Consider the following 19,773-nt stretch of genomic DNA (forward strand, 5'->3'; position numbering starts at 1 on the left):
GTATCCGCCGGTGAGGGTCTGCCCAGTCGTGTGCCGGGCAACGGAGGGCCGACGCGATGAGCCACTTCGGGACGCTGGGCGATCCCCGGACGGTCGCTCGCGACCTGGGCCGGATGCTGCAGGCGCTGTCCGGGCTGATGCTCGTCTCGGTGGCGATTCCGATGGTCTGGATGGAACTCTGGGCGGTTCCGGCGATGCTCGTCTCGGCTGCGGTGCCACTGGCGCTGGGCACGCTGCTGGCCCGCCGGTACCGTGACGCGAAGAACCCGGACCGGTTCCACGGGATGGTGGTGGCGGCGTCCGGCTGGTTCGTCGTCGCGGTGTTCGGCTCGCTCCCGTTCGTGCTGGTGGCGTGGACCATCCGGCTGGACCCGATGATGCTGGATGCGCCGACGCTCACCGGACGCGCGGCGTCGACGGTGGCGGCGTTCGAACACCCACTGAACGCGCTGTTCGAGTCGATGTCCGGCTTCACCGGCACCGGCCTCACGATGACCGACGACGAGGCGGCGCTGCCCCGGACGCTCCAGTGGTGGCGTTCGTTCATCGAGTGGGTCGGCGGCGTCGGTGTCATCGTCCTGACGACCGCCATCCTCTCGCGCCCGGGCAGTGGCTCGCTCACGCTCTACGAGTCCGAGGCCCGCAGCGAGAAGATCCACCCCAGCATCGTCTCGACGGTGCGGACCATCTGGTGGATCTTCCTGCTGTTCACGTTCGGCTCGGTGCTGCTGCTGTGGCTCGTCGGGATGCCGCTCTGGGACGCCATCAACCACGGCATGACCGGGCTGGCGACGGGCGGGTTCTCCATCACCGACAACAGCATCGCCACCTACGACAGCGCGCTCATCGACTACGCCCTGCTGCCGATAATGACGCTGGGGAGCATCGCGTTCCCCATCCACTACCTCGTCCTGCGCGGGGACCTCTCGCACCTGTACGAGGACCTCCAGACCCGCTGGGTGTTCCTCTCGTTCACCGTCGGGACCGCCGTGCTCGTCGGGCTGCTCGTTGTCAACGGCACCTACGACTCGGTCGAGGCGGCGGTCCGCTACGGGGCGTTCCAGTTCGTCTCCGCCATGTCCTGTACCGGGTTCCAGACCGCCGGCGGCCTGGGCACGGACTGGACCGCCGAGGCACAGCTGACCGTCTCGCTCGGGATGGTCCTCGGTGCGGCCGCGGGGTCCACCGTCGGGGGCATCAAGCTCGTGCGTGCGCTCACCCTGTCGAAGGGTATCCTGTTCCGCATCGCGGGCGTGTTCTACCCCGCCGACGCCGTCCGGTACTTCCGGCTGAACGGGCGGGCCCTGTCGGAGGAGGAGGCCGCCCGCGAGTTCGAGGAGGCCGCCATCGTCGCCTTCCTCTGGTTCCTGTTCCTCGGCGTCGGGACGCTGACCCTGCTGCTGGCGCTCCCCGACGACTACACGCTGGCGAACGTCGTCTTCGAGGTGGCCAGTGCCCAGGGCAACGTCGGCCTCTCCTCGGGCATCACCGGCCCGGGGATGCCCGACGCCACGAAGACGATGTTCCTGTTCAACATGTGGATCGGCCGGCTGGAGATAATCCCGGTGCTGGTCCTCCTCCGGGGGCTCCTCTACGGAGGGCTGGGTCGATGACCCCGGACGATATCCCCGTCCTCGGGGCGCTGCGACGGGTCGGTCCCGACGACAGGGTGTTCGACCTCCTGTTGCTCACCGGGCCGCTGGTGGTCGCCTGTATCGCCCTCCTCGGGCGCGGGCCGGTGACGGTCGGGCTCGCGGTCGTGTACCTCCTCGTGCTGGTCGGACGGGTCGCGTACAACGCCACCGCGGCGTGAGACGGCCGGGGACCGGTCCCCCGACCACCGCCGAGACGCCCACGCGCCCCTCTTCGGGCTCACCAGCCCCGGAGCCGAACAGCCCCACCCGTCACGCGGACGGGCCGTCCGCCGTCGTGCTGCAGTTCGACGACCGGACGGTCACCGGGTGCCAGCACAACCGGACCCAGCGCGACGTGGCCGCGGCCGTCCGCGGCGACGTCGAACGTCCCGCTCGCGCTCGCAGCTCCCGCGGAGCACGTCGTCTCGACGGCCACCGGGTCGGGGCTCTCGACCTGCGGCCGGACCGACACGCGGTACCAGCCGCCCTCCGGAACGGTGAGCGTCCCCGTCACGGAGAGGACGGCCCGCTCGCCCGGATGGACCGTGCGGCTGGCCAGTGCTGCCCGTTCCACGCCCTCCGTGCCGCCGCCGAACTCGCGGGTCCGGGCCACGCCGAGCCGGTAGTCGCGGGCGGCGTCCTGCCCGTCCACGAGCACGAGGTCGCTACCCGTCGCCCGGGCCAGCCCCGCGTCGACGTGGTGGACGTTGCGCTCGTCCCAGGCGCCCGGCTCGCCCGACCCGGAGACGACGGGCGACGTGGGGAGTTCGTGCATCGGCCAGTCCTCGCGCGAGGGGTCGACGACGCGCCAGGCCTCGACGATGCCGGGGTCGCCACGCCGGAAGAACAGGTCGACGGTGCCCGCCGTCGCGTCGACCAGCGGCCGGCCGCCGGGGGCGATGTCGTTCCCGCCGGGGGCGAACAGCGGGCTGGCGGGATGCTCCTCCCAGTCGCCGCCGACGAGTCGCTCGCTCCAGCGCAGGCGGACGGTGTAGTCCGGCGCCTGGTGGACGAGGAACCACGTCCCGTCGTACTCGAAGGGTGTCGGGTCGATGCGGACCGCGCCGGCGAGCGCGGTGTCAACCAGTTCCCAGTCGGTCGGGAAGTCGGTCGCGCGGTAGATCCGGAGTTCGTTCGGCGTCGAGCCGGCGGGTGAGGGGACCATGAGCCAGTCACCGTCGTGGCGGAAGACGTGCGGGTAGGTGTGTTCGGCCTGCGCGGCCGGGAGGACGACGCCCTCGTACGACCAGTCCCGGCCGTCCGGGCTGGTGGCGTGGCCGATGTCGAACCGCGCCCCGGTGTCGCGCAGGCCCAGGAGCGGGTGGCGGTCGCGGCGCTTCACCTCGAAGAAGCAGTGGTACGGGCCGTCGTCGCGGATGTCGTCGCTCTCGTCCGACCCCGCCCGGACGACGAACGGGTCCGCGACGAACGAGACGTGCGAGACATCGTCCACGTCGCCGGCCGTCAGGACGGGGTTCCGGTCGGCGTCGGAGGAGCGGTCCACCCGGAGTGGGGGCGTCGCGAGCCGGGGGTCGGCGCCCGGGCTGTCACGACCCGGTCCGTGACGCCCCGGGCTGTCGGCTGTGGCCGACGCGACGCCCGGTGCCGGCGGTCGGGGGAGCCGTTCCCGGTCGGCGAGGGCCCCGTCGGCCAGCCACCGGCGGACCACCGCGGGGGCCGGCCCAGGGAGCGAGGGGACGAAGGGGATGCGCATGGGCGGGAGGCGTCCGGACGGCCGATTACGCTTTCGGGCGGCCCGCATCGGGAGTGGACGGTGCTTCCCGAAGCCCGGCCACTAGCGTCTATATTTATATCTTTCATCGGCGTATATAAATCATGAGTACCACCACGTCTCCCCGGCGGTTCCCGTCCGTACAGGTCCTGTTCGGCGCCATCGTCGTCCTGCTGGGTGTCCTCCTCCTGTTGGACACGACCGGCGTGTTCCGCGTCGACGACTACCTCGTCTACGTCCCGTCGCTGTTCGTCCTGCTCGGCGTGTGGGCGCTCGTCCGCGCCGGACTGCGCGGCTTCGTCGGCCCGACCGTCCTCATCGTGGTGGCCGGCGCGTGGCAGGCCGTCGCGCTGGGCTACACGACCGTCGGCGCGGTCGTCGCGTTCTGGCCCGTCCTGATCATCGCGTTCGGCCTCTCGGTGGTCCTCGGAACCTACCGCTCGAAGGCGCGCGCGACCGACGACTCGTACAACTCGCTGTTCGCGGCGTTCGGCGGCGTCGAGCGGCGGAACACCTCGAAGGCGTTCACCGGCGCGGACCTGACGGCCGTCTTCGGCGGCGCGGAACTGGACCTCCGGGAGGCCGAACTCGCCAGCCGCCCCGCGACCGTCAACACCGTCGCGCTGTTCGGCGGCGCCGAGGTCATCGTCCCGCGGGAGTGGAACGTCCGGATGGAGGTCATCCCAATCCTCGGCGGCGCCAGCGACGAACGCCCCCGCCGCGAGAACACCAACGAGGCGGTCGACCTCATCGTCACCGGCTTCGCCGCGTTCGGTGGCGTCTCGGTCAGTGATTGAGGATTTTCACACTACGCGAGATTTTCCACATATATGGATATCTTCCATCGATCATACACCACTTTCGAACCGGTCGAGGAGCGTTTCTCGGAGAACCGTCATCATCCGAGCAGTGACGACGGCCGCCAGGAGGTAGGAGCGAGCCGCCGCGTGGCCACCGCTGGGACGCGGACGCAGCAAGGTCAAGGGTTTTGAGTCCGCCCCGGCTACCGGAGGTATGGACCTGCGTCTCGTGGCCGTGCTGTTGCTGGTCCCGGTGCTGGACCTCCTGCTCCTCGTCGGGCTGGTGGCGGTCGGGCCGCTGACCATCGCCCACGGCGTGCTCGTGGTGGTCATCACGTCGCTGGTGGGCCTGCTGCTGGTCCGGGCCGAGGGACGACACACGCTCCGGAAGATACAGCGCAACCTCGCCGACGGCGAGCTGCCGGGCGACCAGCTACTGGACGGCGCGCTCGTCCTCGTCTCGGCCGCGCTGTTCCTCACGCCGGGCCTCCTGACGGACCTGTTCGGGCTCCTGCTGGTGCTGCCACCGACGCGCTACCCGTTCCGGCTGGCGACGAGGAAGTTCGTCGTGACGCCGTATCTCGACGCGAAGACGGGCGGCTTCGTCACCGGCGACGTGTACGAGGGCGGACCCCCCCGAACCGAGGTCGAACTGGACGAGTCGGACTACCGCTTCGACGACGGCGACGACGACCCGGGCGACCCCCGTGGGAGCGACTCGCCCCAGGACTGACGGGGCCCCGGCGACGTAGCGGACCGGCGTGGCGGACCGATTCTCGAACGTGTCGAGTTCCACCCGGAACCGAGCGGGAGCGCTATCGGGGCGAGACTCGACTATATAGCAGTCTTGCCCGTCCGTACCGCTCGATAGCTATCGCGCTGTGGACGGTACACATCCCGTCGCGGCGGAGCGATACACCCCACAACACCCCACTATATTTTTGGACACTCATGCTAGAAATGTTATCAGAACACGGCCGTCGTGCTGGAGTGATGACAGACCGGCGTGGTGACGAAGCCGAGCACAGCACGACACGACGAGGCATCCTGAAGGCGGCGGGCGCGGCGTCCGCAGGCGCCGCGGCCGCGACGCTGCTCAGCACGGGCGCGGTCGCGGAACCGACCGACCCGAGCCAGGGCGGGAGCGTCCCCGGTGAGTTCCGGACCGACGACTACGATGCGTTCCCGCAGTCGGTCGGGAGTGGGGGGCCGACGCCGAGCGGGGCCATCGTCTGGACCCGGCTGGACGAGGAACTGGCCGCGTTCACGAACGGACAGCTCTACCTGCAGGTGGCCGCGGACGAGACGGACGGCGATGCCACCAACGCGGACGCCGACTTCACGGACGCGCGGACGTTCACCGTTCCGACGGCCGGACGACGCGACGACGCGACGGCACTGTCGGCCGCGCAGGACCACACGGTCCGGGTCGACCTCGACGGCGAACTCGACTCGAACACGTACTACTTCTACCGCTTCGTCTACGAGACCGGCGGCGACGCGCCGTCGACGGCGAGCCCGGTCGGGCGACTCCACACGATGCCCGCCCCCGACGCCTCCGTCGACGACGTGCGGCTGGCGGTCAGCTCCTGCAACAACTACCTCCACGGCTACTACGGAGCGTTCGCCCACATCGCCGAGGAGGACGCGGACTACCACGTCTCGCTCGGGGACTTCCTCTACGAGTACGCCGGCGGCGGCCAGCAGCCCGGCCGCGACATCGAACTGCCCAGCGGGAAGAGCGTCACGCACACGCTGGCGGACTACCGGCACCTGCACCGGACGTACCGGAGCGACGACCACCTGCAGGCCGCGATGGAGCGTCACACGCTCATCCACACCTGGGACGACCACGAGATCATCAACAACCGCTGGTGGGTCGGTGACGCGGGGACGGGGTTCCCGGACACGCGGAGCCACCCGTTCGGCGGCGACCCCGAGCGGATGCGGCGACTGTACGCCCGCGGCATCAAGGCGATGCTGGAGTACCTCCCGCTCCGGGTGGCGTACGAGGACCCCTACGAGGCCGACGAGCCGGTCGAGGAGAGCAGCGCACGGCAGTACTTCCGGCTCTACCGCTCGTTCAAGTTCGGCGACCTCGCGGAGCTGTTCATGACCGACGAGCGGCTGTATCGCTCGCCCCCGCCGAAGGACGACGACGACCCGACCGCGGCGAGCGGTCGCGACCTCGCGCCGCCGTCGCCCGAGCGCAACCAGGCCGACCTCGACCGGACGATGCTCGGGACCGAGCAGTACCGCTGGTTCCTCGACGGGGGCACCAATCCAGGGTCGATGCCCGACACCGACGGCGTCACCGGGACGGACGCGACGTGGAAGCTCCACGGCAACGAGGTGCTGTGTGCCGCGCTGAAGGCCGCCAACGCCGGCGTCGACGGCCTGTATCTCAACTACGACGCCTGGGACGGCTACGAGGCCGAGCGGAACCTCGTCATGGGTCGGCTCGCCCGTGACGAGGTGGACAACTACGTCACGCTCACGGGCGACATGCACAGCTACGTCGCGGGCTACCTGAAGCAGGACTACAAGGACCCCGAGCAGTCCGAGTACGTCGGCGGCCCGCGGGTCGGCGTCGAGTTCATGACGCCCGGCATCTCCAGCAACAACCTCGCCAGCGCCGGCGGCCTCCCCGCGAACGCGACCGAGGACGCTATCGACGAGGCGGTGCAGACCCAGAACCCCCACATCGAGTGGTTCAACTCCTCGCGCTGGGGGTACACGACGGTCCACATCAGCGACGGGTCGCTCACGTACACCGCGTACGACGTGGACCGGTCGGTGGACGCGGCCGACGCGCCGAAGACACTGCTGCGGAGCTACCGGGTGCCCGAGGGGCGCTACGAACTGCAGGCGGTCCGCTCGCCGACGCTCGACGGGACCATCGGCGACCGGGTCGCGGCCTCGTTCGCCGGGGGGACCGCGAACGACGGCCCCGACGTGGCGACCGGAGCGGGTCCGGTCGACGGGACCGTCGACGCCGTGACCGGTGACGAGGGCGACGACAGCAGTGGGGGCAACGGTGGCAGCGACGACGATGGGAGCGCCAGCAGTGCCGACGGCACGGATAGCGACCCGGACGACACCGGCAGCAGCACTACCGGCAGCGACGGCGATGGGAGCGGTATCCCGGACCACATCGAGGACGCGTTCGAGCGGGGACTCTGACCATGACACGTGACACGACAGCGACCGACGACGCAGGGGAGAGTGGGGACGACGGCAGCGCGCTCTCGCGCCGAGGCGTCCTGCGGGGCAGCGCGGCACTGGGTGCGGCGCCCATCATCGCCAGCGCTGCAGGGGCGGCCGAGGCCGGCATCGGCGACGGGCCGCAGGGCATCCACGTCGCCTGCGGGCAGGAGCCGACAAGCATGATGACCGTCGCGTTCACCGGCGCGCCCGCAGCGACCGGGGCGACCGTGCGCTACGGCGAGCCGGGCGACCTCGACACGACCACGAGCGCGACCGGCCGGCCCGTCCCCGGCAGGGACGCGATGGCGTACACGGCCCCGCTGACGGGGCTCGCGCCCGACACGGCGTACGCCTACGAGGTCGAGTTGAACGGGACGGTCTCCGAACGGCGGGCCGTCCGCACTGCACCCAGCTACGACAGCGACGCGGGGACGGACGGGTTCACCATCACGCAGGTCGGCGACCACGGCGCCGCCGACCCCGACAACCCCGGCCAGCGGCCCGGCGACGCCCACCCGCGGATGGTGATGGCCATCGCCGAGGCGCTCGACCCCGATATGCAGCTGCTGTCGGGTGACATCTCCTACTCCAACGGGAAGCCCTCGACGTGGGAGCTGTACTTCGACGTCCACGAGGACTACTACGGCGGGACCGCGGACCGCCCCGCGACCCCGTTCATGACGGTCCCGGGCAACCACGAGGCCGAGGTCGGGACCGGCATGGTCCAGTACGACCGCCGGCTCAACGACGCGATGCCCATCTACGACCCCGACATCGACGCCGTCTCGAAGCAGCGGTGGTGGGACATCGTCTACGAGAACGCCTTCATCATGGGGCTGAACACGACCGCGGACGCCTGCGGCGACCTCGCGCGGGCCGAGGAGTTCGTCCCGCTGTACGACCCCCGCTGCGAGACCGAGCAGGGACTCACCTACGGGGCGGTCCAGGAGCGGTACATGCGGTCGGCGCTCCAGCGCGCCGAGGACGACGAGGACGTGAAATGGAAGATCGTCACCTTCCACGGCCCGCTCTGGACCACCTCGCCGGACCACGAGCCCCGGCGCGACCTGCAGGAGCGCTGGGGGCCCATCTTCGACGAGTACGACGTGGACCTCGTGCTCCACGGGGACAACCACGTCTACGAGCGCACCAAACCCATCCGGCACACCGACGACCTGCTGACCTACTCGGAGCGCCGAGCCCCGGCGCGGACGCCCGCCGGGGAGAGCGCCCCCCCGCCGGCAGAGGCCGCCGAGGGCCTCGAGTTGCCGTTCGACGAGGAGGACCCGCACGGGACGACCTTCATCGTCAACGGGACCGGCGGCGTGAGCCACTACCCGCTCGGCGTGCGCGAGCTGTACATGGACACGACGGCGGCCGAGTTCTTCGGCGTCACACGGCTGGACATCGACGAGGCGTCCATCGACGTGCAGTACGTCGCGGCGCCGCCGCTCGCGGCCCAGGACCTGGACGAATCCACGCCCCTGACCGACGACTTCGACCCGACCGGGGACGCGGTCCGGGTCGTCGACGAGTTCTCCATCGTCAAGGACAGCCGCGGCCGCCCGACACAGGTCGAGGGGACCCCCAGCGGGCCGACGACGCCACGACAGCTCGCGGTCACCGGCCGCCGGACCGACGACGGCCGCCTCTTCACCGCCGGCAGCACGAACCAGATGACCGTCGAGGTCACCGAGGCCAACGACACGGTCGAGCTGCGCGACCGGATTCCGGCGGCGTGGACCGTGGTCGGCGGCGAGGTCGAGCGTGTCGAATCCGGTCCCGAGGGGACCGGGACGAAGTACGTCTACCTCGACCCGTCGGCGCCCGACGACGAGGCGGTCCGACTCCGCGCGGACTACTTCGTGGAGGCGCCCGGCGATACCGACGACACGGGCGAGTACACCTTCGGGCCGGTCCAGGCACGCGGGACCGAGCAGTACCGGGACTCGGGCTGGACCGCGGTCGCGGGCACGACCAGCACCGAGCGCGTGGTCGGCGTCGGCACGCAGGGGCTGTTCTGAGGCTGTTCGGCCGCGCTCCGGGGCCGGGAAGCCGGTAGCCGACCTCCCCGCCCACAGGTATTTCAGCGGCGACGGGGAACCGTACGGATACCTGCGATGGACTCGCCGAGCGACCCGAGACGGGTACTCCACGTCGACGACGACCAGGCGTTCCTCGAGCTGACGGCGGAGTTCCTCGAACGCGAGAGCGACGCCCTCGTCGTGACGACGGCGACGGGCGTCGACGAGGCGATGGCCACCCTCGACCGGGAGTCGTTCGACTGTATCGTGAGCGACTACGACATGCCCGGCGCCAACGGGCTGACGTTCCTCGAAGGGGTTCGCGAGCGCCACCCCGACCTGCCGTTCGTCCTGTTCACGGGCAAGGGGAGCGAGGAGGTCGCCAGCGAGGCCATCACCGCGGGCGTCACCGACTACCTGCAGAAGGGGGGCGGCACCGAACGGTTCGCACTGCTGGCCAACCGCATCGAGAAGGCCGTCGAGCGCTACCGCTCCGAGCAGGCGCTGGAGGAACGCAACCGTCGGCTGGAGACGCTCATCAGCAACCTCCCCGGTATCGTCTACCGCTGCGAGAACGCGCCGGGCTGGCCGATGAGCTACGTGGCCGGCGAGTGCGAACAGCTGGTCGGCTACCCCGCCGACGCCATCGAGCGCGGCGACATCTCGTGGGGGGAGGATATCATCCATCCCGAGGACCGGGAGGTGGCCTGGGAGACGGTCCAGGACGCCATCACGTCCGGCGAAGCGTTCGAACTCACCTACCGCATCGTCGACGCCGACGGCGAGGTACGGTGGGTATGGGAGCGCGGCCGAGCTGTCGATGTGACGAACGCACCGTGGGCTGACCCCGCGGAGTTCGACAACGGGGGAGCCGGCAGCCAGGCCGTCGACACGGTGGCGCTGGAGGGGTTCATCACCGACATCACCGAGGCCAAGGAGCGCGAACAGGAACTCCGCGAACAGCGCGCGTTCACCGAGACCATCATGGACGCGTTCGACGACATCGTCTACGTCTTCGACCACGGGGGGAACTTCATCGAGTGGAACGACCGGGCGACGGTCGTCTCGGGCTACACGGACGAGGAACTGGCCGAGATGGGACCGCTCGACTTCATCGCGGACGAGGACGCCGAGCGCGTCGCGGACTCCATCCAGGAGATCTACGAGACCGGCCGCTCACACGTCGAGGCCGACCTCGTCATGGCGGACGGCTCGACGGTCCCCTACGAGTTCCGGGGACGGGCGCTCACCGACGAGGACGGCGAGCCCTGGGGTTTCTGTGGCATCGCACGCGACATCTCGGAGCGCCGCCGCAACGAGCGCGAACTGGAGTCACGCAACGAGCGTCTCGACGAGTTCGCGTCCATCGTCAGCCACGACCTCCGCAACCCGCTGAACGTGGCCGCAGGCCACCTGGAGCTGGCCCGCGAGGAGTGCGACTCTGACCACCTCGACCCGGTCGAGCGGGCCCACGACCGCATGCACGCACTCATCGAGGAGCTCCTGACACTCGGCCGCGAGGGCGAGTCCGTCGAGGACCCCGCTCCGGTCCCGCTGGCGGATATCGCCGAGGCGGGCTGGCAGCACGTCGACACGGGGGACGCGACGCTCACCGTAGAGACCGACCGACACGTCCGGGCCGACAGCCCCCGGCTCCAGCGCCTCCTCGAGAACCTCGTCCGCAACGCCGTGACACACGGCACGGACGACGACACGGCGGCCGACATCACCGTCACCGTCGGCTGCCTGCCGGAGGATGCGGGCTTCTACGTGGCCGACGACGGCTGCGGCATCCCGGCCGACGAGCGCCAGGCCGTCCTGGACCCGGGCTACTCCACGAGCGAGATCGGGACCGGGTTCGGCCTCACCATCGTCCGGCGCATCGCCGACGCCCACGGCTGGGACCTGACGCTCGCCGAGAGCGAGGCCGGCGGCGTCCGGGTCGAGGTCCGGAACGTCGGGTTCGACTGACCGGTGAGTGGGGGAAACCGCACCGAAAGGTAATGCTTAAACAATCGACGGCAGTACCACCGAGTGCGCCTACCTGGGCCAATAGCTCAGTCAGGTACGAGCGCTCGGCTGATAACCGGGAGGTCACCGGTTCAAATCCGGTTTGGCCCATGGGCCAGGCACCCGATGCCTGTCCGTGGCTAAACAAGGCGCAGACCTCCCCAGCCAATTCATCTCGGACGTTACACCGAACAGCGGCAGTACTCATCTTCCGGCCCCCGGTCTCGGCCCCGGAGCGTCGTGACGCTGGGAGCGTCGATAGACGAGGGACGCGAGCAGCGTTCGTGTCGGCGGTGTATCGCTTCGTTCGTCCGCCCTCCTTCATATCAAATACACTATCTATTCTCAAGGTCGGCAACAACCGACACGCTCTTTTGGGCCTGAAATGCCCAATATACGATAGCCGTACCTGTCCGACCATCCGTTCTTTCTTATCTATATCTTGTCATAAATGGCCGTCGTCGTCCGGTAGAAGTCCGAAGTGGGTGTCCGCTCTGTGTCGGGGTGGATGGGTCTGACCAATCGTTCGACGATGGCACAGGTTACGCTCGCACTCGCCGTCCTCCTCTCGACCACGGTGGCCCCGGTCGCGGCCGCTCCGGACGAGGGCGGTCTCCTCGGTGGCGACGACGGTGGGCTGCTCGGAGGGGCCAACGAGTCCGAGGCTGGAAGCAACGCCACCGACGTGGTCGATGACACGGTGGATACCACTACCGGGCAGGTCGACGACGCGACGGGTACCGACGCCGTCGGCGACACCGTCGACTCGGCCACGGCGCCGGTAGCGGGCGTTACGGATGGTACCGCGCCGACCGACGGCGTGACCGAGGGGGGCGCCGGCCCGGCCGGGACGGTCTCGGACGCCGTCACCTCGACCGGTGAGGCGACCGACGCTGACGCGACCACCGCCGACGCGGCCGCCGAGCCGCTCGCCGGTGACCGGTTGGAGCGCGGCGTCGGCACGGGCCTGCTCCCGGTCGGCCCGCTCCCCACCGACCGGCTGCCGGTGACCGGTGAGGGCGCGCCGGTCGAGCCGGAGGATTCGCCGTACGGCTCGGACGCGTCCGGGCGACTCGACGCGTGTACGCTCCCGGTCCGGTCCGACGACCTCCCGCTCGAGCGGGCGCCGGCTCCCAGTGACCTCCCGGTGGAACTCGACGTGCCCGGGGTGCCGGCCAGCCTCCTGACACCCGAGACGGTGACGGGGCTGGCGTTCGCGGTTGCGCCGCGCCCCTGTACGGTGTACGACCCGCACGACCCGTCGATCGACCCGACGGAGCCGCCGAACGACCCGGAGGCGGTCGCCGAGCTGAGCCAGGTGGAGGCCGGCCAGGACGGCGTCCAGGTCGCGGGGGGCTCGCTGGCCTTCCTCGAACGGGGCGGACCCAGTAGCTCGCTGCTCGCGGGCATCGTCGCCAACCGCGAGCAGATCAGCGCCGGCGAGCGGCTCAAGGCCACCGACGGCCGGACCTCGAAGTACCTCTACCTGAAGGGACTCGGGCTCGTCCTCGTCGAGGAGCGCGTCGTCGACGGGCAGCTGGAGACCGCGGTCTTCGGCAAGAGCTTCACGGTCACCTCGCGGTGCGAACTGCAGAACGCGTCGGCACCCTCCGCCGACGACCCCCTGGGCCCCTGCGAGTACGACTACAACGGCCTCCCGCAGGCCGTGACGGCCGAGGATGTCATCGACATGGTCCAGAACCCGCCGAGCGAGCCACCCGTCCAGCCACAGGGCGACGTGGTCCCCTGACCGACGACCGGACGGTCGTCGACGAAGCGCCGCATCTCCCGACCTACACCCGGAACTCGAACCGCGCTCCGCCGTCCTCGCCCCCGGCCACCTCCACCTGCCAGCCGTGGGCGTCGGCGATGCGCCGGACGATGGCGAGGCCGATACCGGTTCCGCCGGAAGCGGTCGTGTACCCCTGGTTGAACACCTCGTCGCGTTCGTCGGGCGGGATGCCGGGGCCGTCGTCCGCGACGTAGAAGCCCTCGTCGCCGGGGAGCGTGCCGACCGTGACCGTCGGGTCGGCACCGGCGTGCTCGTGGGCATTGCGGAGCAGGTTCTCGAAGAGGGCCGTGAGGCGCTCGGGGTCGGCGCGGAGCTTCGTCTCGTCGCTGACGACCACCTCGATGTCGGCGTCGACGGTGTTGCGGGCACGTTCGACCGTCCGCTCCAGCGAGACCGGCTTGAGGTCGGTCACGTCGCGCCCCTCCTGGGAGAGCGTGAGCAGTTCGCCGATCATCTGGTCCATCCGGCGGTGGGCCTGCTCGACGCGCTCGAAGTCCGCCTCGTCGCCGGTCTCCTTCGCGAGCTGGAGGCCACCGCTGGCGACCCCGAGCGGGTTGCGGAGGTCGTGGCTGACGATGGACGCGAACTCGTCGAGGCGGACGTTGCGCTGGCGGAGTTCGGCGGTCGTCTGCTGGAGCTGCGCGTGGTAGTAGCCCGCGGCGCCGCCGAACGTGGCGCCGACGGTCGCCGAGGAAGCGACCATGAAGATGGGGTCCGTGACGCTCTCGCGCTGGAACGTGAGCACCGCGAGCAACCAGACCGCGAGCGCGCCCGTCACGACGGCGCCGCTGAACCCCCACGCGCTGATGAGGAGCATATCCTCGGGGTCGGTGCCGCGCTCCCAGAGCACGACGCCGAAGGCGAGGAAGAACAGCGACAGCCCGACCGGGAGCCCGGATTCGACCAGTCGGAGCCAGAACGGTGCCGAACTCACGACGATGTTGGCCAGCGAGAGACACAATAGCAGGAAGCCGAGCCCCGCGACGGAGGCCCGCTGGAGCGCGGTGTCGGAGAGCGAGGCGGTCGAGGGAGCCATCGATGATACCGGGAACTGGTCCCGTCGTCCACGACGACACCCGCTGTCGATATAAAAACTGGCGTGGGCCCGTGTAACACTGGGGCGCCGCGACCACCGGGCACGGTACCGGTCCATCGCCGCCGCTGCCGGTCACCACGGGGAATCGGGCCGTCGGATGGCACCGGCGGGACGAGCGCTCCTTCCACGCGGCGCGCCCATCGTAAATACCCCCGGACGGCACCGGCAGTACCCCTTTGCCTCGATGCTCGGTACGGAGTGACATGGGAGACAGTGCTGGCGAGACGGTCCCGTGTCACTACTGTGGCACCGCCGTCGACGTTCCCGCCGAGCGAAGCCGCTTCGAGGTGTTCACGTCGCACTTCGAGACCGAGCACATCCGGGACCGGCCCGCTGTGTCCCGCGAGCGAGCGACCGGTGAGCTCGCCGCCGGGTCGCACTCCCGAACGGAAGGGGACCGTGACGCGGGGAACTGACAGGGAACCGGGACACGGAGAACCGACAGGGAACCGGGACACGGGAACGGACCCGCGAACCCCCGAGACGGTCGGACACAGCATCGTTCCACAGGCGTCTGACGCTGCATAAATACCCCCGGGGCGTACCGGCACCATCCCTTTGCGAGTCCACATGATGGAGACAGGCATGGGCGACACCGCCGGCGAGTCGATCACCTGCCAGTACTGTGGTACCGACATCCAGGTGTCCGCCGAGCGGTCGCGCTACGAGGCATCCGTGGCGCACTTCGAGGCCGAGCATATCCGGCGGGCGGGCGCGCCACACGAGGCCGGCGAGCAGACCGGCGTCGCAGCGCGGTCCGCACCACCCGTCGAGAGCGACGAACAGGGCATCAGCGACTGACGCCGCGGTTCGTGGCGTGTCTCCGCGCGGGGTAGCTTTTTGGTCGCCCCAGTCGACCCGATAGCCGCATGATCGTACTCAACGCGAGCATCCCCATCGACCCCGACAGCCGCGACACGGCCGTCGAGGCCGCCACCGAACTGGCCCAGCAGTCCCGCGAGGAGGACGGCGTCATCGACTACCGCGTCGCGCTCGACGTGGAGGACGACACGACGCTGCGCATCTTCGAGCAGTACGAGGACGACGAGGCCGTCCAGTCACACATGGGGAGCGACCACTTCGAGGCGTTCCAGGGCCGCATCCCGGAGTTCGTCGCCGGCGATGTCGAACTCCACCGGTTCGACGTGAGCGAGAAGTCCCGCATGATGTAGGCGCCGCTGGGCGGCGAGCGGTCGGAAGCGGAAGTGACGCGTCGCGGGGGGCGACGCGCCTGACACGGTGAATCGACGTGCTGTAGCTGGCCGAGCGAGCGGCGGAGGGCTCGGTGGCAGCGCCGTCTCGGCCGGGCGGGCACCTACTCGCCGCCGCCCTCCTTCCAGGTGGTGTCGTGGACCTGTCGTGACGACCCCATCGCGCCGAACGGCGCGACGTTCGTGTTCGGGTACCAGAAGCGCTCGTCGGCGGCGTGAGCCACGTTCAGGAGGATGACGTCCTCCCAGTTGGCCTGCTCCATCGTCACGGCGGCCTCGTCGCGGGCCTGCTGGGCCTCCTCGGTGGGGCCCTGGTTGTTCTGGATCTTCTCCCAGGCGGCCTGGGCGTCCCGGCGTGCCTGGGTGTCGGCGTCGTCCCAGTCCGTGTAGGTGGTCGCCGCCGACCCCAACTCGTCGACGTCCGTCAGCGACGGCGCCATCAGCTGGAGGAAGTTGTCCGGCGCGGGCCAGTCGGCCAGCCACCCCAGCGTGTAACACTGGAGTGTCCCCTGGTTTCCCTTCTCGATGATGGTCGAGAAGTCCGTCGGCTCCACGGAGATCTCGATGTACGCCGAGGAGAGCTTGTCGCGCAGCCCGTTGGCGAGCTGCTGGAACGCCCCGGAGTTGTACGCGTTGACCGTCAGGTCGAACGTGTTGTCCTCGCCGTAACCGGCGTCCTCCATGACCTGCTTGGCGTCGGCGATGCGGGTCTCGCCGACACCGTACGGGTAGTTCTCCTCCACGTCGCTGTTGTAGGCGCTCGCACCGCCCGGGTAGATACCCGGTGGCGTCAGGTTGAATCCCGTCTGGTAGCGGTTCTTGAACACGCTCTCGACGACATCCTCTCGGTTGAGGGCGTAGGCGGCAGCCTGCCGGACCGGCTTGGGTGTCTGCTTGGCGTTGAACGCGATGTAGTAGGTCGTCAGCGTCGGCGACCGGACGTACCGGACGTTCTCGCCGCTGGCCTCACCGGAGTCCAGCGGCCCGTAGAACCCCAGCTCCTGGCCGGCGTCCGTCTCCTCGACGACCGTCACCTTGTCCCGGCTGTACTTCGAGGTCGGGATCTCCAGGATGTCGGCGTTCTTGTTGGTCGAGTAGGTGTAGCGGGGCTGGTCCTCCTCGATGACGGCCCAGTAGATGCCGTCGAGGTACGGGAGCCCGTCCCGACGGTAGTCGCCGTAGGCCTCGACCTCGGCGTGGTCACCCTCCGTCCACTCGACGAACTGGAACGGCCCGGTGCCGACCGGATTGGAGGTGGCGAACTCGGACTGGCTCATCTCGCCCTGATGTCCCTCGATATCCCCGACAATCCCCTCCGGGACCACCGCGAACGAGGAGTAGGCCATCATCTGCAGCGAGTCGTGGAACGGCTCGGCGAGCTGGATCTCGAGTTCGTAGTCACCGGTCGCCGTCACCTCGATGCTCCCGGGCACGTAGCTCCCGTCCTGGGTCTCGTGTGCGACGCCGAGGCTGTCGAGGATGAAGTACTGCCGGTTCGAGTTCTCGGACTGGGCCAGCCGCTCCCAGGAGTAGATGATGTCCTGAGCGGTCAGCTCCGACCCGTCGTGGAAGGTCACCCCCTCCGCGATGGAGACGGTGTAGGTGGTGAAGTCCTCGCTCACCTCGATGTTCGTCGCGAGCTGGTTCACCGGCTTCTGCTCGCCGTTGGGGTACTTCGTCAGCCCCTCGAACAGCTGCCGGATGACCCGGCCGCTGGCCGTGTCCGTCGCCGCGATGGGGTCGAAGGTGGTGATGGTGTCGTTGATGAGCTGGAGGGTGCCACCTGTATCACCGTCACTGGGCTCGGTACCCGTCTCGAACATCGTCGGCGTGGCATCGCCGCCGGTGCCGTCACCGCCGTCGTCGTTCAAACTACACCCGGCGACCGTCGCCGCCGCTGCGGCACCGCCGGTCGCCTGCAGGAATCGCCGTCTGGAGAGTCGGTCATCTGTCTCTGACATGTTCGTTGCTGTCGCTCACACCGCTGCTGACGGGGAGAGGCGTGGACGCGATGTGGGAGCCCGACGCGTGGAGGGTGGTCGAGGTGCCTCGCCCCGAGTCTGGGGACCGTACGCTCGGGGCGAGCGCCTCCGGGGCGTTATAGCTGGCGCACGATAAAAGACCGATTTCACCAACCAGCGCGCCGCTGACGGGGAACGCGCCGTGCGAGACCCCCCGTCGAACGCGCACCCGGTCGACACCCCGCGAACGCCTCACTCGGTGAACGACTCGCGGACCGTCTCGACGGCCTCGAGGAAGCCGTCGGCGTACGAACCCGCACAGACCGTGTCGGCAGCGGCACGGGCCGCGGCGTCGGCGTTGGCGACCGCGAACGAGCGGCCGGCGAGCGCCAGCATCGCGGCGTCGTTCTCCGAATCACCGACCGCGACGAACGCGTCCGGCTCGAGGTCGAGGGCGGCCGCGGCGGCTCCCAGTCCCCGTCCCTTGTCCACGTCGGGCGAGGTGACGTGGTAGGCGAAGCCGGTGTCGAAGACGTGCATCCCGTGGTCGTCGGCGATGCGCTCCAGCGGCTCCAGCGGGGAGTCGTGCGCGACGGCGAACTCCGTCTCCCGCCAGCGGTTGACGAAGTCCGTCGGTCCCCAGCCCACGTCGTACCCCTCGGCCTCGTACTCGCGGGCGACGGCCGCGGCGGCCTCGCGGTCGCCCGTGAACCGCAGCTCGCCGTCGCCCTCCCGCTCGTGGTCGACGTAGACGGCGCCGCCGTTCTCCGCGACGACGCGTTTGGGCACGCCCAGGAACTCACAGAGCGCCACGGGGTACGGGAGCGCCTTCCCCGTCGCGACGACGACGGGGGCCTCGGCGGCCCACTCCCGGAGTGCGGGCAGTACCCGGGGGTCGAGCGCCCGTTCGTCGTCGGTCAGCGTCCCGTCGATGTCCACGGCCAGCGGCGGAAGCACGCCCGGCCCTCCGCCCGCCGAGGGTATCAAGCCCCTGTCTCCCGTGTGGTACCGGAACGTGGCCAGCGCCCGGGGCTGCCCCGGAACCGGGCGGACGGGACCTGACCGCGCCGACGCGGCCCGTTCGAACGGATTTATGCGACCGGAACGAGTCACTCCCCCCGTGCCGATAGAGCGTCACCTCCGGGGCGACGAGGCCGTCCACGCCCGCTACGACGGGGACTGGGTGTGGTGCTGTACGGACCGGCGCGTGCTCCGCGTGCCGGCGGCGACGACGGACGCGGACCCGGAGACCCTCCCGTACGAGGATATCGAGCGCGTCGGCCGCGTCGCCGGGCGCGACACCCGCTACCTGGTCGCCGCACTCTCGGCGGTCCTGCTGGCCACGCTGGTCCCCGCGCTCCTGATGGGCGTCGCGGCCGTCCCCGTCGAGCCCGCGTCCGCCGTCGCCGCCGGCTTCGCCGTCCTCGCGGTGTACGGGTTCTACCGCTGGACCGAGTCGAACCAGCCGTACTACCAGTTCCAGGGCACCGCGGGACTCGAGGCCACGAACGACTGGCGGCTCCCCGACGACGAGGACGCCACCGCGTTCGTCGAGACGGTCCGATTGCGACTGTAGACCGGCCGGTCGTCGGCCCGACCGCCGGCCCGAGCACGAAACGGTGAACAGTCGCGAGCGCCAGTCACCGGTATGAACGACGAGCCGACGAGCGACGGGGACGACGAAACCGGAGCCGGGACCGAGGGTCCCGCGGACGCCGAGCGCGGGCAGTTCGTGGTCACGCACGCGGACGACGACAGCGCCGTCCTGAAGGCCGTCGACGGCGGGCAGGTCCACACGCTCGCGTCGAACCCGGACCTGGCCGAGGACGACGTGGTCGAGGCGACGCTCACGCCCGAGCCGCCGATGGAGGTGACCTGGCGGGTCGTCGAGGTGGCCTCGCAGCGCTCGCTCAGCATCGAGCGCAGTCCCGAACCGCCGACCGAGCTGGCCTACGATATCGCCGCCGACCAGCCCGTCGGCGAGGTGACCCGCCGGGAGCGGGCCGGGGAGGGCGAACTCCACGTGCTGACGCTGGACCCGGGGAGTGTCGCGGACGCGGCCGCGGAGGTGGCCGCCGACGAGGCCACCCGGACCGTCGCCGCCCGCGCCGGCGCCCGCCGGGTCGAGTTGCGACTGGACGACGAGGAGGGCGTCCTCAGCGTCCGGTACCTCCCGTAACCGGGCGTGAACAGCGCTCGGGCACCGGAATCAGCCCGGAGCGCCGTCCCGGACCACTTATCACCCGGTCGCACGTACCGGATGGTGTGCAGTAACCGGCGCCACCCGCCTTTCGACGACCGCAGTG

The 19,773-nt window shown here is 70.1% G+C and carries 17 protein-coding genes and 1 tRNA gene; 14 read left to right on the plus strand and 4 right to left on the minus strand.

Annotated elements, in window-relative coordinates; all coding sequences use genetic code 11:
• Nucleotides 1-56 precede the first annotated feature (56 nt).
• Nucleotides 57-1,613, plus strand: a complete 1,557-nt coding sequence (locus tag NL114_RS04720) for a TrkH family potassium uptake protein (RefSeq protein ID WP_254823647.1) — start codon at nt 57-59, stop codon at nt 1,611-1,613.
• On the plus strand, nt 1,610-1,813 hold the full coding sequence (locus tag NL114_RS04725) for a hypothetical protein (protein WP_254823648.1): 204 nt from the start codon (nt 1,610-1,612) through the stop codon (nt 1,811-1,813). Before NL114_RS04720 ends, NL114_RS04725 begins: the two co-directional genes overlap by 4 nt.
• A gap of 59 nt (nt 1,814-1,872) precedes the next feature.
• On the opposite strand, the gene NL114_RS04730 is transcribed toward NL114_RS04725, so the two are convergent.
• Nucleotides 1,873-3,348 (minus strand): glucosamine inositolphosphorylceramide transferase family protein, encoded by a 1,476-nt coding sequence (locus tag NL114_RS04730; RefSeq protein ID WP_254823649.1) that lies wholly within the window; start codon nt 3,346-3,348, stop codon nt 1,873-1,875.
• A 122-nt stretch (nt 3,349-3,470) separates the two neighbouring features.
• On the opposite strand from NL114_RS04730, the gene NL114_RS04735 reads away from it, so the two are divergent.
• From NL114_RS04735 to NL114_RS04765, 7 genes are all read left to right on the plus strand, one after another.
• A complete protein-coding gene (locus NL114_RS04735; protein ID WP_254823650.1) occupies nt 3,471-4,163 on the plus strand; it encodes a LiaF transmembrane domain-containing protein in 693 nt (230 codons plus the stop codon).
• A 217-nt stretch (nt 4,164-4,380) separates the two neighbouring features.
• The gene (locus tag NL114_RS04740; RefSeq protein ID WP_254823651.1) at nt 4,381-4,899 is read left to right on the plus strand and encodes an FxsA family protein; all 519 of its coding nucleotides are present in this window, start codon (nt 4,381-4,383) and stop codon (nt 4,897-4,899) included.
• A 260-nt stretch (nt 4,900-5,159) separates the two neighbouring features.
• Nucleotides 5,160-7,349, plus strand: coding sequence for an alkaline phosphatase D family protein (locus NL114_RS04745; RefSeq protein WP_254823652.1), 2,190 nt, complete (start codon nt 5,160-5,162; stop codon nt 7,347-7,349).
• 2 nt (nt 7,350-7,351) lie between these two features.
• The gene (locus NL114_RS04750; protein ID WP_254823653.1) at nt 7,352-9,397 is read left to right on the plus strand and encodes a purple acid phosphatase family protein; all 2,046 of its coding nucleotides are present in this window, start codon (nt 7,352-7,354) and stop codon (nt 9,395-9,397) included.
• Between the two features lie 96 nt (nt 9,398-9,493).
• A complete protein-coding gene (locus NL114_RS04755) occupies nt 9,494-11,368 on the plus strand; it encodes a hybrid sensor histidine kinase/response regulator (protein ID WP_254823654.1) in 1,875 nt (624 codons plus the stop codon).
• A 75-nt stretch (nt 11,369-11,443) separates the two neighbouring features.
• Nucleotides 11,444-11,518 (plus strand) — tRNA-Ile (locus NL114_RS04760).
• Between the two features lie 397 nt (nt 11,519-11,915).
• Nucleotides 11,916-13,157: a hypothetical protein gene (locus tag NL114_RS04765; protein ID WP_254823655.1), complete on the plus strand. Its 1,242-nt coding sequence runs from the start codon at nt 11,916-11,918 to the stop codon at nt 13,155-13,157.
• Nucleotides 13,158-13,200: 43 nt separating this feature from the next.
• Here NL114_RS04765 and NL114_RS04770 read toward each other — a convergent pair whose 3' ends face one another.
• Entirely contained in the window at nt 13,201-14,235 is a 1,035-nt protein-coding gene (locus NL114_RS04770; RefSeq protein ID WP_254823656.1) for a sensor histidine kinase, read from the minus strand.
• 263 nt (nt 14,236-14,498) lie between these two features.
• Between NL114_RS04770 and NL114_RS04775 the strand changes: the two genes are divergently transcribed.
• The 3 genes from NL114_RS04775 to NL114_RS04785 all read left to right on the plus strand — a co-directional run bounded on the left by NL114_RS04775 (nt 14,499) and on the right by NL114_RS04785 (nt 15,467).
• Nucleotides 14,499-14,711, plus strand: coding sequence for a hypothetical protein (locus NL114_RS04775; protein WP_254823657.1), 213 nt, complete (start codon nt 14,499-14,501; stop codon nt 14,709-14,711).
• 154 nt (nt 14,712-14,865) lie between these two features.
• Nucleotides 14,866-15,096 (plus strand): hypothetical protein, encoded by a 231-nt coding sequence (locus NL114_RS04780; protein ID WP_254823658.1) that lies wholly within the window; start codon nt 14,866-14,868, stop codon nt 15,094-15,096.
• Between the two features lie 68 nt (nt 15,097-15,164).
• Nucleotides 15,165-15,467, plus strand: coding sequence for a putative quinol monooxygenase (locus NL114_RS04785; protein ID WP_254823659.1), 303 nt, complete (start codon nt 15,165-15,167; stop codon nt 15,465-15,467).
• A gap of 143 nt (nt 15,468-15,610) precedes the next feature.
• On the opposite strand, the gene NL114_RS04790 is transcribed toward NL114_RS04785, so the two are convergent.
• On the minus strand, nt 15,611-17,467 hold the full coding sequence (locus tag NL114_RS04790; protein ID WP_254823660.1) for an ABC transporter substrate-binding protein: 1,857 nt from the start codon (nt 17,465-17,467) through the stop codon (nt 15,611-15,613).
• Nucleotides 17,468-17,719: 252 nt separating this feature from the next.
• Nucleotides 17,720-18,424 (minus strand): HAD-IIB family hydrolase, encoded by a 705-nt coding sequence (locus NL114_RS04795; RefSeq protein WP_254823661.1) that lies wholly within the window; start codon nt 18,422-18,424, stop codon nt 17,720-17,722.
• A gap of 163 nt (nt 18,425-18,587) precedes the next feature.
• Between NL114_RS04795 and NL114_RS04800 the strand changes: the two genes are divergently transcribed.
• Entirely contained in the window at nt 18,588-19,043 is a 456-nt protein-coding gene (locus NL114_RS04800) for a hypothetical protein (protein ID WP_254823662.1), read from the plus strand.
• A gap of 72 nt (nt 19,044-19,115) precedes the next feature.
• Nucleotides 19,116-19,646, plus strand: coding sequence for a DUF5812 family protein (locus tag NL114_RS04805; RefSeq protein WP_254823663.1), 531 nt, complete (start codon nt 19,116-19,118; stop codon nt 19,644-19,646).
• Nucleotides 19,647-19,773: the final 127 nt, after the last annotated feature.

The organism is Haloglomus halophilum (genome assembly GCF_024298885.1).
Lineage (GTDB): Archaea > Halobacteriota > Halobacteria > Halobacteriales > Haloarculaceae > Haloglomus > Haloglomus halophilum.